General features: G+C 40.4%; 15 protein-coding genes. All 15 read left to right on the forward strand.

The annotated features are described in order from the left end of the window. Nucleotides 1-2: 2 nt before the first annotated feature. Nucleotides 3-719: a pseudouridine synthase gene (locus BLR11_RS04535; protein WP_091648618.1), complete on the forward strand. Its 717-nt coding sequence runs from the start codon at nt 3-5 to the stop codon at nt 717-719. A gap of 12 nt (nt 720-731) precedes the next feature. Next, the gene (locus BLR11_RS04540) at nt 732-1,976 is read left to right on the forward strand and encodes a BaiN/RdsA family NAD(P)/FAD-dependent oxidoreductase (protein WP_091648621.1); all 1,245 of its coding nucleotides are present in this window, start codon (nt 732-734) and stop codon (nt 1,974-1,976) included. Continuing rightward, a complete protein-coding gene (gene cmk / locus BLR11_RS04545; protein WP_091648624.1) occupies nt 1,973-2,656 on the forward strand; it encodes a (d)CMP kinase in 684 nt (227 codons plus the stop codon). Before BLR11_RS04540 ends, cmk begins: the two co-directional genes overlap by 4 nt. After that, nucleotides 2,653-3,273, forward strand: coding sequence for a lysophospholipid acyltransferase family protein (locus tag BLR11_RS04550; RefSeq protein WP_091648626.1), 621 nt, complete (start codon nt 2,653-2,655; stop codon nt 3,271-3,273). The genes cmk and BLR11_RS04550 overlap by 4 nt, the downstream gene beginning before the upstream one ends. After that, the gene (locus BLR11_RS04555; RefSeq protein WP_091648628.1) at nt 3,260-5,248 is read left to right on the forward strand and encodes a bifunctional 4-hydroxy-3-methylbut-2-enyl diphosphate reductase/30S ribosomal protein S1; all 1,989 of its coding nucleotides are present in this window, start codon (nt 3,260-3,262) and stop codon (nt 5,246-5,248) included. The genes BLR11_RS04550 and BLR11_RS04555 overlap by 14 nt, the downstream gene beginning before the upstream one ends. Before the next feature lie 75 nt (nt 5,249-5,323). Beyond that, nucleotides 5,324-6,655: a ribosome biogenesis GTPase Der gene (gene der / locus BLR11_RS04560; RefSeq protein WP_091648633.1), complete on the forward strand. Its 1,332-nt coding sequence runs from the start codon at nt 5,324-5,326 to the stop codon at nt 6,653-6,655. After that, nucleotides 6,652-7,266, forward strand: coding sequence for a glycerol-3-phosphate 1-O-acyltransferase PlsY (gene plsY, locus BLR11_RS04565; RefSeq protein WP_091648636.1), 615 nt, complete (start codon nt 6,652-6,654; stop codon nt 7,264-7,266). The genes der and plsY overlap by 4 nt, the downstream gene beginning before the upstream one ends. A gap of 67 nt (nt 7,267-7,333) precedes the next feature. Beyond that, complete coding sequence (gene rsmD / locus BLR11_RS04570; RefSeq protein WP_091648638.1) at nt 7,334-7,888, forward strand: 16S rRNA (guanine(966)-N(2))-methyltransferase RsmD; 555 nt, start codon at nt 7,334-7,336, stop codon at nt 7,886-7,888. A gap of 2 nt (nt 7,889-7,890) precedes the next feature. Further along, nucleotides 7,891-8,376, forward strand: coding sequence for a pantetheine-phosphate adenylyltransferase (gene coaD, locus BLR11_RS04575; RefSeq protein WP_091648643.1), 486 nt, complete (start codon nt 7,891-7,893; stop codon nt 8,374-8,376). An 18-nt stretch (nt 8,377-8,394) separates the two neighbouring features. Further along, nucleotides 8,395-8,859 carry an ATPase gene (locus BLR11_RS04580; RefSeq protein ID WP_091648645.1) on the forward strand — a complete coding sequence of 155 codons (465 nt, stop codon included), beginning with the start codon at nt 8,395-8,397 and terminating at the stop codon, nt 8,857-8,859. Nucleotides 8,860-8,955: 96 nt separating this feature from the next. Continuing rightward, complete coding sequence (locus tag BLR11_RS04585; RefSeq protein WP_091648809.1) at nt 8,956-9,777, forward strand: TrmH family RNA methyltransferase; 822 nt, start codon at nt 8,956-8,958, stop codon at nt 9,775-9,777. Next, on the forward strand, nt 9,770-10,516 hold the full coding sequence (gene larB, locus BLR11_RS04590; RefSeq protein WP_091648648.1) for a nickel pincer cofactor biosynthesis protein LarB: 747 nt from the start codon (nt 9,770-9,772) through the stop codon (nt 10,514-10,516). Before BLR11_RS04585 ends, larB begins: the two co-directional genes overlap by 8 nt. Nucleotides 10,517-10,522: 6 nt before the next feature. Further along, complete coding sequence (larC2, locus tag BLR11_RS04595; protein WP_091648651.1) at nt 10,523-10,966, forward strand: nickel pincer cofactor biosynthesis protein LarC2; 444 nt, start codon at nt 10,523-10,525, stop codon at nt 10,964-10,966. Then, nucleotides 10,959-11,894: a ribonuclease HIII gene (gene rnhC / locus BLR11_RS04600; RefSeq protein WP_176762876.1), complete on the forward strand. Its 936-nt coding sequence runs from the start codon at nt 10,959-10,961 to the stop codon at nt 11,892-11,894. The genes larC2 and rnhC overlap by 8 nt, the downstream gene beginning before the upstream one ends. Nucleotides 11,895-11,902: 8 nt before the next feature. Continuing rightward, nucleotides 11,903-12,751: a ChbG/HpnK family deacetylase gene (locus BLR11_RS04605; RefSeq protein ID WP_091648656.1), complete on the forward strand. Its 849-nt coding sequence runs from the start codon at nt 11,903-11,905 to the stop codon at nt 12,749-12,751. The last annotated feature ends 23 nt before the right edge of the window (nt 12,752-12,774 follow it).

The raw sequence follows: 12,774 nt of genomic DNA on the forward strand, positions 1-12,774 counted from the left end.
AAATGGAACGATTACAAAAAGCAATCAGCAATTGTGGAGTTGCTTCAAGACGAACAGCCGAAAAAATGATACTTGATGGGCGCGTGCGCGTAAATGGTGTACTTGTACGTCAATTAGGAACGAAGGTAGATCTTGCTAAGGACGTGGTTCTTGTCGATGGCAAACGCTTAGAAAGCGTTGTAAAGAAATATTTTTTGTTTAATAAACCGAAAGGAATTATTACAACTTCCAGTGACGATCAAAATAGACCGACTGTTCTTGATTATTTTAAAAATATAGAAGAACGAATTTATGCTGTTGGCCGGTTAGACCAGAATACAGAAGGTCTTTTGCTTATGACAAATGATGGAGAACTGGCTAATATATTAATGCATCCCAGCATGATGGTAGATAAAACTTATGAAGTAAAAATAAAAGGGCATGTGCCAGACACCGTATTGGAAAAATTGGCTGCAGGAGTTCCGCTGATAGATGGAATGACGTCACCCGCTATAATTTCTTATAATGGATTTGATAATAAAACCGGTATTACTTCACTGGATATTACGATACATGAAGGCCGTAATCGGCAGGTACGCCGCATGGTTGAATATTTTGGCTTTCAGATTCATAATCTGCGGCGCATACAGTATGCATTTTTAACGCTCAGCGGGGTTAAGCGGGGGGCTTATCGTTCGTTAACGAAGGATGAAGTCGCAGAGTTATATAAATATAAGTAATCAGGAGTGTCTATGAATAAAGTGTTAGTCGTAGGTGCTGGTGCAGCCGGTATCTTAGTGGCTTTGACAGCGGCAGAAAATGGTGCGGCTGTGAGCCTTTTTGAAAAAAATGATATTGTAGGCAAAAAGATGGGAATTACCGGAAAAGGACGATGTAATTTAACCAATATTTGTTCTATGTCTGATTTTATTGTGCATACCCCAGGGCATGGTAAGTTTTTATTTAGTGCTTACGAACGGTTTACAAATAAAGATTTATTGGATAAGCTTCACAAATGGGGATTGGAAACGAAGGAAGAGAGAGGCGGGCGTGTATTTCCGCAATCGGATAGTGCTGTTGAGGTGCGCAAGCTTTTTTATTATAGATTGCGTCATATGGGTGTGGAAATACACTTGAATGAATCGGTAGAATCTGTTCGGACATTAAATGAAAAAATGATTGTAACCACTAGCAAGGGAAGTTATGAAGGAACTGCCTGTGTTGTTACGACAGGTGGAATGTCCTATCCTGTAACAGGTTCAACGGGTGATGGATATAGATTTGCACAGTCTCTAGGACATACTATAATGGATCTTAAACCTGCATTAATTCCATTTACTGCCCAAGAAAACTGGGTTCACGAACTTTCCGGATTATCTTTGCGCAATGTGGAAATTTCTATCTGGAAGCAGGGGAAAAAAGAAGCGATTCAGTTCGGTGAAATGCTTTTTACACATTTTGGCGTATCCGGACCTGCAGTTTTGATGTTGAGCAGTGCTATTTTACGTAAAAAAAGATGTACATATCCGCTGCAAATGCAAATTAATCTAAAGCCGGCATTGACGAAGGACGTTCTTGATGGACGGATACAACGTGATTTTCAAAAATATATTCGCAAGCAAGTTGAAAACGGCATGAAAGATTTATTGCCGCAGCGATTAATTCCGGTGGTGCTTGATCAAGCCGGTGTTGATGGACATCTTCCGGTTAATCAGATATCAAAAGTGCAGCGTCAGAATATTGTAGATACGATGCAGGCACTGAAATTAACGCTTACAGGAACAAGACCTTTGGCAGAAGCTATCGTTACAGCCGGTGGAATCAGTATCAAGGAAATTAATCCTAAAACAATGGAGTCAAAGTTAGTTCCGCATCTTTATTTTGCCGGAGAAGTTATTGATATCGACGCGTATACGGGCGGATATAATCTTCAGGCAGCTTTTTCAACCGGATATGTAGCCGGCATAAGCGCTGCCGGAGGGGAGCAGTCAAGATGAAAGAAAAGTTAAAAAAGATATCAATTGCTATAGATGGTCCTGCAGGTGCTGGAAAAAGCAGTGTTGCTAAGTTAGTGGCAAATAGGTTAAACTATTTATATATTGATACGGGAGCTATGTATCGTGCTTTTACATGGGCGGTGATGCACCGGAATATTGATATTGCAGATGAGAAGGCAGTACAAGCTCTTGCAGAAACGCTAGAAATACGGTTGGAAGCAGACGTGGAGTTGTGCCGTGTATATGTTGACGGACAAGAAGTGACTAATGATATTCGTATGCCCGAAGTATCTGCTCAGGTTTCTTCTGTTGCTGCACTTGCAGTAGTACGGGAAAAACTGGTACAATTGCAGAAGGAGATGTCTATGGCAGGTGGTGTCATTCTGGATGGCCGCGATATAGGAACGGTCGTACTGCCAAAGGCAGATTTAAAGATATTTTTGACGGCTTCGGCAGACGCACGGGCAAAAAGGCGCTGGCTGGAATTAAAAAATCGTGGTACGGTAGAATCATTACAGCAAATAGCTGATAATATTCAGGCACGGGATAAAATGGATTCACATCGGGCCGTGTCTCCTTTACGTCAGGCGGAAGATGCTGTCTTAGTAGATAACAGCGAAATAAGTCTACAGGAAACAGCAGAAATGATTGTAAAAATGGCAGAGGAAAAAATGCGATGAGAAATTTCTGGTATAATGTTATCCGTTCTATTTTTAATATTTTTACATATGGATTACTGGGAATGAGAGTTTACGGAGAAGAAAATATTCCGAAACGCGGTCCATTTATTTTAGCCAGCAATCATGCCAGTAATTTTGATCCACCTCTCATTGGGACTGCCATGAAACATCATCTTATTCATTTTATGGCAAAAGAAGAGTTGTTTCATAATCCGGTTATGCGGTGGTTTCTTCGTTACATACAAACATTCCCTGTCCACCGTGGTCATATTGATCGGATGGCAATCAAGGAATCCTTCCATATTTTACAGATGGGTGGTGTTCTGGGAATTTTTCCGCAAGGAACGCGCGTCCGTCCGGGGAATCTCGGCAGGTTTCACGAAGGAATGGCGGCGATTGCTTTGAAATCAAGGACAGTGGTTTTGCCGACAGCTATTATTGGATCTTGGGATTTGCCAAAAAAAACGGGGCCGCTATTGGTAGTATTTGGAAAGCCTATTATTCCGGATACGGCAGGAACGGATAAACAGGCGATACAGGTTTTTAATGATAAAGTAAAACGTGCAATTGCCGATTTAATCGATCAATATGGAGGCAGCCGCTATGAAGGTAATTAAAGCTGAAGCTTGCGGGTTTTGCTATGGTGTGCGGCGAGCCGTGGAAATGGCTGAAAATGCCGAGGCAGGGACTCATACGCTGGGACCTATTATACATAATCCGCAGGTTGTCAACCGTTTGGCGGCACAAGGAGTTATTCCCATTGAAACATTGGATGAGGTAATGGATGGATCTATCGTACTCATTCGTTCCCATGGAGTAGGGCCGGATTCATATGAACAAGCAAAGCAAAAAAACATAGTAATTTTAGATGCGACTTGTCCACATGTTAAAAAAGCACAGCTGGATGCAAAACGAATTATTGATCAAGATGAAAAATTAGTTATTATTGGAGAAAAATTTCATCCTGAAGTAATTAGTATTTCACAATGGGGTGCAAATCGTGCTATTATTATAGAGACAGAAAAAGAAGCTGAAAAAGTTTCTTTTTCAGCAAATTTGGGAGTTGTTGCACAGACGACATTTTCTCAGGAATTATTCAAACGGATAGTCGCTATATTGGAAACGAAAACCAATCATTTGGATTTAAATATGACGATCTGTACAGCAACGCAGCAGCGGCAAAATGCGGCTATTGCTTTATCTAAGCAAGTCGATGCAATGATTGTTGTAGGAGGCAGAAACAGTGCTAACACGCGACGTCTTGCTCAGGTGTGTGAGGAACAGCAATGCCCGACGTATCACATTGAGACAGCAGAAGAACTCCAGCCGCTGAGGTTTAAGGGAATGAAAAAAATAGGCATTACAGCCGGTGCTTCAACGCCGGATTGGATAATACAGGAGGTTGTTAAGATTATGGAAAATTTGCAAGCAGATGGCACAGAAGTAATGAGTGAAGAATTGTTGGACCAGTATGATTATGAAGAAAATCCAAAGAAAGGCGACGTAGTGGAAGGCACGGTTATTTCTGTGAATGATGATGCTGCCTATGTTTCCATCGGTACGAAAGCAGAAGCGATTTTACCGAAACGAGAAATGGCTGTTCCTGAACCCGCTTCGGCGAAAGATTTTGTGAAAGTAGGAGACACATTAACTGTAGAAATTGCCAATAATATTAAAGAAGAAGGTTCTATAGTTGTTTCTGTAGTAAAAATGAAAAAGATTGAAGATTGGAATGAAGTTCGGGATGCATTTGAAAAAGGGGAACTTATCGAATGTACCGGTAAAGAAACTAATAAAGCAGGCCTTGTTGTTTCTATCAAATCTTTACGTGGATTTATTCCTCTTTCCCAAGGGGATATCAAGTTCGTGAAATCATTGGATTATCTTGTAGGGCAGACATTCTCTGTCAAAGTTATTGATATTGACGAACACAAGAATCGCTTGGTATTATCCCGCAAGGCTGTTCTTGAAGTGGAACGGGAACAGAAACGGACTGAAGCTTTTGAACATATTCAGGAAGGTGCTGTAATAGAAGGTACTGTTGTAAAGATTATGCCTTATGGTGCATTTATTGATCTTGGCGGAGTGGAAGGGCTGCTTCATATTTCGGATATATCCTGGAAACGGATTAGTTCTGTTGATGCAGTACTTAAGACCGGGGATACCTTACAGGTTTTAGTTCAGAAATTTGATGAAGAACGCAATCGCATTTCTTTATCATTAAAGGCGTTGCAGAAGAATCCTTGGATTGCGGCTATTGAAAAATTTGAAATCGGCGATGTTGTTAAAGCAGAAGTAAAAAAATTGCTTCCGTTCGGCGCAATTCTTGCTATTGATCCTGAATTGCAGGGACTGCTCCATGTTTCCGAAATTACGGACAAACGTGGTGCTGCTGTTAAGGATTTAGTCAATGTTGGCGATGTCATGGATGTTAAGATTATCGGTATAGATACAGATAAAAAGAAAATATCTTTGAGTGTCTTGGCTTTGGAAAAAGATAAAGAAGAAAAAGAAATCCAAAATTATTTGGAACAAAACAACCAAAGCGAAGAATCGGCAACAATCGGGGACGCTATTGACGAAAATAAATAATTTTCTAAGAGGATAACCGGTAGTTTCCGGTTATCCTTTTTTGTTATGAGAAAGTATGGTAAATGAGGAGTAATTATGTATAAACCGTTAGTGGCTGTTGTTGGCAGACCCAATGTGGGTAAATCGACATTATTTAATGCAATTGTAAAAAAGCGGATTTCAATTGTAGAAGATATTCCGGGAGTTACCCGCGACCGCATTTATTTTGACGCAGAATGGCTGGGGCATGAATTTACGATGATCGATACCGGCGGTATTGAATTTATTGACTCTGACAGCAACATTTTTACAAGTATGCGTTATCAGGCAGAATTGGCTATTCATGAAGCAGATGTCATTTTATATGTAGTGGATGGAAAAATGGGAATTCAACCACAAGATCAAGAAATTGCCAATATTTTGCGATCTTCTGGAAAACCAATAATTCTTGTAGTTAATAAAATTGATAGTATAGAACAAGAAGTAAATATTTATGAATTTTATAGTTTAGGTTTGGGAGACCCTATTGGGGTATCAGCTGTCAATTTAATGAATTTAGGAGATTTATTGGATCAAGTGCTGGAATATATTGGTAAAACTCCTGTTGAAGAGGATGCAGAGGATGCAATACATATTGCTCTTATAGGGCGGCCTAACGTAGGTAAATCTTCTTTAACCAATGCTCTGTTGGGACAAGAACGTGTTATTGTCAGTAATATTCCTGGTACAACCAGGGATTCTATTGATACACACTGGCAACATGAGGGAACTGAATTTGTTCTCATTGATACAGCGGGGATGCGCCGCAAAGGGAAAATTGATATACCTGTAGAGCGTTATAGCGTTATCCGTGCGCTGCGGGCTGTAGATCGCTGTGATGTGGCCGTATTAGTGCTTGATGCAACAGAAGGCGTGACAGAACAAGATAAAAAAATCGCGGGGTATGCGCATGAGGCGGGCAAGGGAAGCATTATAGTTGTCAATAAGTGGGATCTTATTGACAAGGATAGTAAAACTTCAGATAAATTCTCGGAGGACATTCGGCGAGAACTCGTGTTTATGCAGTATGCGCCAATTTTGTATGCTTCTGCTTTAACGAAACAGAGAATTCATCGCTTGGCTGATTTAGTGAAGTTTGTTTCGGAACAGCAGAATATGCGAGTATCAACCAGCGTCCTTAATGAACTTATCAGTGACGCACAGCTGATCAATCCGCCGCCGGCTAAAAATGGACATCCTCTGCGAATTTATTATATGACGCAGGCGTCTGTTAAACCGCCTACTTTTGTACTCTTTGTCAATGATCCACAGCTCATGCATTTTTCTTATCTGCGATTTTTGGAAAATAAACTGCGGGAAACCTTTGGCTTTGAGGGTACTCCTATTCATTTAATTTTGCGTGGCAAGAAAGATGGTGACCCGGAATGATAACAGGAATACTGTTATTGCTGTTGGCTTATGTTGCAGGATCATTTCCCAGCGGACTTATTATCGGAAAAACTTTCTATCATGTAGATTTGCGTGATTACGGCAGTCATAATATCGGAGCGACGAATGCCTATCGCGTATTGGGTAAAGCTGCAGGAGCAGCGGTCTTGCTGTTAGATACCAGCAAGGGTGTATTGGGCGTATATTTAGGACAATGGAGTGGTGTTTGTTTTCCTGAATATATGACATATACCATGATTGCCGGAGGTTTATTAGCAATTGCAGGTCATTCCTGCTCATTGTTTTTGAAATTCAAGGGAGGAAAAGGAGTAGCGACCGGATTGGGTGTTATTTTATATTTGGCACCGCAGGAAACGCTGATTGTGTTTCTTATATGGGCGGTTATTGTCATGATTACTCGATTCGTATCCTTGGGATCAATTGTTGCGGCTCTTTTTGTACCTATTACAATGTATCTATTTGGTGAACCGGCAGCAATTGTTGTTTTTGGAGTAATAGCAGCACTGTTTGTTATTATACGGCATAAAGATAATATTATTCGGTTGTTGCAGGGTAAAGAATTAAAGGTTAAACGGATTAATAAAAATTAATTGTTACATTAGTATTTGATATGTAATAAAAAACGTGTATAATTATTGTGTACGAGCAGGAGGCTTTGTGAGAATAATAGCCGGAAGTGCTAAGGGCCGAATTTTAAAATCACCTAAAGGCATGCTGACACGACCCACATTGGATCGTACAAGAGAAAGCTTATTTAATATATTAGAAAATGATGGCTTTAATGGGGCTCAAGTTCTGGATATTTTTGCCGGAACAGGAGCACTTGGATTAGAGGCACTTAGCAGAGGTGCAGTACATTGCGTGTTTATCGATCACCGTACACATCGGCTTATTGCAGAAAATGCGAAAATATGCGGCTTTTCTGATATGTATGAAGTATTGCCGCTGGAAATGAGCCGCGCTGTATCTCGTTTGCAAGGGCAAAAATTTCAGTATATTTTTTCTGATCCTCCGTATGACAAGAATTTAGTGAATACAACTATCTTCAACCTTGGAATTTACAATCTGCTGGCACCAGGCGGCTGTATTTTGATGGAACATAGCAGGCGGGAAGATATAATGTACAATCCACGATTTGAAGTAGTCAGAGAGAAAACCTATGGAAGCGACACGCGTATAAGTTTTATCCGTGCCACTCAGGAAGGGGTATAATTGTGCGAATTGGTATCTGTCCGGGCAGCTTTGATCCTGTTACGAATGGACATATTGATATATTTGAAAGAGGAAGTAAACTCGTAGACAAATTAATTGTTGCCGTGTTTGAAAATCCAACAAAAAAACCTTTGTTTACGATGGATGAACGAGAGGAGATGCTGCGGGAAACAACGCGGCATATATCCAACATTGAGGTAGTGAGCTTTGATGGCTTGTTAAACCAATATGCAAAGGAGCGTGGCGCTACTGTTATAATTCGCGGATTGCGGGCACTCAGTGATTTTGAATATGAATTTCAACGTGCATTACTTATGAAAAAAGTGGAACCGGATATTGAAACGGTATTTATTATGACAAATAATAAATATTCCTATGTAAGTTCGACGGGTATTCGAGAATTAGCTTGTTTTGGCGGTAAACTTGATGATTTAGTGCCGGCATACGTCGAAAATCGACTTCAAACAAAATTTGCAGACAAATATTAAGGCATAGGGGTGGATTATATGAATTCTGATAAGTTGTTGGAAGATTTGGAAAGCTTGGTTATGAATGCTTCGAAGATGCCGTTTACGAATAAAAAAATGGTAGAAGAAGAAGAAATTTTGCAGATAATCGATGATTTGAAGGCATCGATGCCAGCGGAATTGGAACAAGCGAAAAAAGTTTTGGCAGAAAAAGAAAAAATTGTTGCTGATGCGCAGCGTCACGCGGATAGCATGGTGGCTCAAGCAAAGGATTATATTGCAAAATTAACGGAGGAAAGCGAACTGGTTCGTCAAGCTCAAGAACATGCCAATCAAATTATTTTGAATGCAAATACATCTTCAGAAGAATTGAAAAGTAGTTCAGTCACATATGCCGGAGACGTGTTGAAATATGTAGAATCAACGTTGGAAAAGACTTTGACCAGTATTAAGTCAAATAGGGAAAGTCTGCTCCAGTCTAATAAGAAGAGTTCCAACAAGTAGTAAAGAACAACATATTCGCATGGAACATGAGTGCAATATCCAGGAGCGGGTATTGCACTTTTTTATACAGGTGGAGAATATGGGGAAGGGTACAAGATGAAGGAAATTTCTTCAAAAGATAACCAGTGGGTAAAATTAGCCTGCTCATTAAAAACTAAAAAAGGGCGTCAGGAACAGCGGCGGGTATTGGTAGAAGGAATTCGCATTATTTCAGATGCAGCGGTACATGGCATTCAGGATGTTACTTGCTTTATATCATCTAAAGGGCTGCAGCGTAAAGGGGCATCCCTATTGCAGGAAAAAGGAAAACAGTTGGGGTGGCGTTTTTTTTTCGTGACAGATGGCGTGTATGATAAATTGAAAGATACACAAAATTCGCAGGGGATAGCAGCGATACTTCCTTTTTTTGAATATGCGGCAGCCGATGTGGTGAAACTTTCCGATATGCGGCTGATTTTATATTTGCAAGCTATTCAAGATCCTGGTAATTTAGGCACTATCATCAGAACGGCGGCGGCGGGAAATGTGGCAGCTATTTTCCTTAGTCCGGATAGTGTTGATTTATATAATGATAAAACTATGCGCAGTGCTATGGGAGCTTTGTTTAAAATTCCCGTGGTACAGCATGTAGAGCTGTCAGCGGTTTTGCATTTTTGCAAAGTCAGCGGACGACGTTTGTTAGGAACCAGTCCGCATGGGAAGAAATCTTATGCGGATATGGAATATTCTCAGCCCATAGTACTGGCGTTTGGCAATGAAGGGAATGGGTTGACTGAGAATTTTTTGCAAGCGTGTGATGAACTGATTACCATTCCTATGTGTCATGATACGGAATCGCTGAATTTGTCAATGTCTGTAGGCATTGTGATATATAAAGCGTGGGAAATGCAGGAGTTCAGGGAGGATAGCGATGATTGATATTGAAAGTGTTTTAAAGCAGTACAAGGAGGGAACAGTATCCCTTAAGGAAGCAGAGGCATTTCTGCGTTCAACAACGACTGCTGATTTAGGATTTGCAACGATTGATTTAGACAGGGAAAATCGCTGTGGATTTCCTGAAGTAGTATATTGTGCAGGAAAAACCGTTGATCAATCCGTACAGATTTTACATCTTCTTATGAGCCAATATGATAATATCATTGGCACGCGGGCATCTAAGGAGATATATGATAAACTCGTGAAGGATTTTCCCGATGTACGTTATAATGAAGACGCTCATATGGTCTATCAGCATAAAGGAATCGAAATAGTTAATGGAGACCGGGTTATTGCCGTTATTACAGCGGGAACGAGTGATATTCCTATTGCGGAAGAAGCTGCTTTGACGGCGGAAATTATGGGGAATTCGGTACAGCGTATATATGATGTTGGAGTGGCGGGATTGCATCGATTGCTATTTCGCAGAGAAGAAATTTGCAAGGCGAATGTTTGTATTGTTGTAGCCGGTATGGAGGGCGCACTGGCCAGTGTAGTTGGAGGGTTAGTGAGTAAACCGGTTATTGCAGTGCCGACCAGTGTCGGCTATGGCGCTAATTTTCACGGATTGTCAGCGTTGCTGGCGATGCTTAATAGTTGTGCTTCCGGAATTGCTGTTGTTAATATTGATAATGGATTCGGTGCTGGGCGTATGGCACATAGTATTAATTCAATGAGGTAATAGGCAATGGAAGAATTATGGCAGATAGAAGCAAATATTGATGATATGAATCCACAGGATATGGAATATGTTTTTCATCGTTTGTTTGCACTGGGAGTTAATGATGTTTGGGCCATGCCCATGATGATGAAAAAGTGCCGGATGGCAATGATGCTTTGTGTCTTATGCCGTCAGTCGCTGATAGAGACTGTGCTGGATAGTATATTTAAGGAAACGTCAACCATTGGAGTCCGATATTTTCCTGTGCAGCGGGTTGCCTGCGAACGAAGTATACGCACCGTTTGTATAGATAATATAATTATTCACGTGAAGATTTCATCATATCAGGGTGAAATAGTCAATATTTCGGCAGAATATGATGATTGCCGGGAAGCTGCAGTACATACAGGAAAATCAATCGAAGAATGGCGCAGACGGGCTAGGGAAGAAGCATATAAACAATATGGATAATACATTGATAGAATATATAGCAGTATGTAAAATAAAATTGGCAGAAAAAAGTGTGCAGGTAAAGCGGGAGAAAAAAATTAATTACGGACAGCAAGTTGTCTTTTGCAGAGGAGATATGGAGACTGCTGTTAATTTTTATTGCGGGAAAAAAGGTGTGTCAGCTGTTGTACAGGGAAAAGAGTCTCCTTTAAAATTACAAATTGAAGAGACGATAACCGCTAAATCTATTTTTGCTGAAAAGGTCCATATTTCTAAGAATGAAGAGGAAATCGTGCCTGCCGGTACAGATAACTGGATGGGATGTGATGAATCCGGCAAAGGGGATGTATTTGGTCCTTTAGTATGTGCAGCCTGCATCGTGACGAAAGAAGAAGCTGCGGTGTTAAAAAAATCGGGAGTTTGTGACAGCAAGATGCTTACCGATAAAGTTATTGCGAACTTGGCCAAAGATATAGAAAAAATACTGCAGGGACGATGTATAACCAGAGTTGTTATGCCTGAAGAATATAATTCCTTGTATGATGATTATAAAAAAGAGCATAAAAATCTAAATAACTTATTGGGTGATTTACATGCTAAAAATATACGTGTACTATTGTCAAAATACAATTGTCCATGTATAATAGTCGATAAGTTTGGAAAAGATCAGTATGTTTTGTCTGGTCTGGAAGGACTGGAAAAAAGTCATCAGATAATTCAAATTACAAAGGGAGAACGGGATACTGCCGTTGCGGCAGCCTCTATTTTGGCCCGGAATGGCTTTGTAAGGGCGATGACCGAATTAAGCAGGCGCTTTTGCATGGAACTTCCCAAAGGTGCCTATCTGGGCATTTCAGAAACGATTCAAGCAATTATACAAAAGCAAGGCATTCATGATTTACAATATGTGGGTAAGTTAAATTTTAAAAATTTTGATTTTTTGCGGTGATGGATAGAATGAATAGACTTATTATTAATGCTGATGATTTTGGTATTCATACAGAAGTGAACCATGCGGTTATCAATGCTCACAAGAAGGGAATTTTGACAAGTACCTCCTTACTGGCTTCCGGACCGGCTTTTGAAGAAGCAGTAGAACTAGCAAAAGGGTGTCCTAAATTAGGAATCGGAATACATTTATGTCTCGTGGGTGGATTGCCTGTCGTTTCAGACATACAGGAGGTATCAACCTTGGTGGACAAAAATGGACTTTTGCCGGAAAGCTATGTGGAATTTATAAAAAAAACCTACGAAGGCAAAATCGATTATGGACAAGTATACCAGGAATTGGATGCACAAATAGCAAAAATTTTGTCAGCCAATCTTCCAATTACGCATGTAGACAGCCATCAGCATCTGCATGTATTACCCCCGGTTTGGAAAATTGTACAGTCTTTAATGAAAAAATATAGATTGCATCGGTTGCGCATACCTGGAGAAGCCTATACATTTAAATTGTTCAATGCATCTCCTATGCGGATTATGGGACGCAATGGCTTGACATGGCTGTCGCGTAAAGCCTTGCGGGATGTACATCGTTCGGCCTATACTACGACAGACTATTTTTGGGGAATGGTCGATGGTGGAAATATGAATGAAAACAACTTAGCGTATATTATAAAGCAGCTGCCCTTTGGAATTCATGAAATAATGATGCATCCTGGAGCTAATACAAGCACGCTGGCAAAAACATTTAGCTGGGGATATCATTGGGAGGATGAGTATCAGGCCCTGGTATCTGAAAAAATTTTCAATTTATTGAAGGACCGGCAGATTAAATTGATTAATTACGGAGATTTGTCTTAAGGATAGCCATTACGAAGGAGTGA

The sequence above is a fragment of the Megasphaera paucivorans genome, from assembly GCF_900103535.1.
Taxonomy (GTDB): domain Bacteria; phylum Bacillota; class Negativicutes; order Veillonellales; family Megasphaeraceae; genus Megasphaera_A; species Megasphaera_A paucivorans.

Coding starts and splice junctions, on each gene's coding strand:
- BLR11_RS04535 (WP_091648618.1), top strand. CDS start 3: ATGGAACGATTACAAAAAGCAATCAGCAATTGTGGAGTTGCTTCAAGA.
- BLR11_RS04540 (WP_091648621.1), top strand. CDS start 732: ATGAATAAAGTGTTAGTCGTAGGTGCTGGTGCAGCCGGTATCTTAGTG.
- cmk (WP_091648624.1), top strand. CDS start 1,973: ATGAAAGAAAAGTTAAAAAAGATATCAATTGCTATAGATGGTCCTGCA.
- BLR11_RS04550 (WP_091648626.1), top strand. CDS start 2,653: ATGAGAAATTTCTGGTATAATGTTATCCGTTCTATTTTTAATATTTTT.
- BLR11_RS04555 (WP_091648628.1), top strand. CDS start 3,260: ATGAAGGTAATTAAAGCTGAAGCTTGCGGGTTTTGCTATGGTGTGCGG.
- der (WP_091648633.1), top strand. CDS start 5,324: ATGTATAAACCGTTAGTGGCTGTTGTTGGCAGACCCAATGTGGGTAAA.
- plsY (WP_091648636.1), top strand. CDS start 6,652: ATGATAACAGGAATACTGTTATTGCTGTTGGCTTATGTTGCAGGATCA.
- BLR11_RS04580 (WP_091648645.1), top strand. CDS start 8,395: ATGAATTCTGATAAGTTGTTGGAAGATTTGGAAAGCTTGGTTATGAAT.
- BLR11_RS04585 (WP_091648809.1), top strand. CDS start 8,956: ATGAAGGAAATTTCTTCAAAAGATAACCAGTGGGTAAAATTAGCCTGC.
- larB (WP_091648648.1), top strand. CDS start 9,770: ATGATTGATATTGAAAGTGTTTTAAAGCAGTACAAGGAGGGAACAGTA.
- larC2 (WP_091648651.1), top strand. CDS start 10,523: ATGGAAGAATTATGGCAGATAGAAGCAAATATTGATGATATGAATCCA.
- rnhC (WP_176762876.1), top strand. CDS start 10,959: ATGGATAATACATTGATAGAATATATAGCAGTATGTAAAATAAAATTG.
- BLR11_RS04605 (WP_091648656.1), top strand. CDS start 11,903: ATGAATAGACTTATTATTAATGCTGATGATTTTGGTATTCATACAGAA.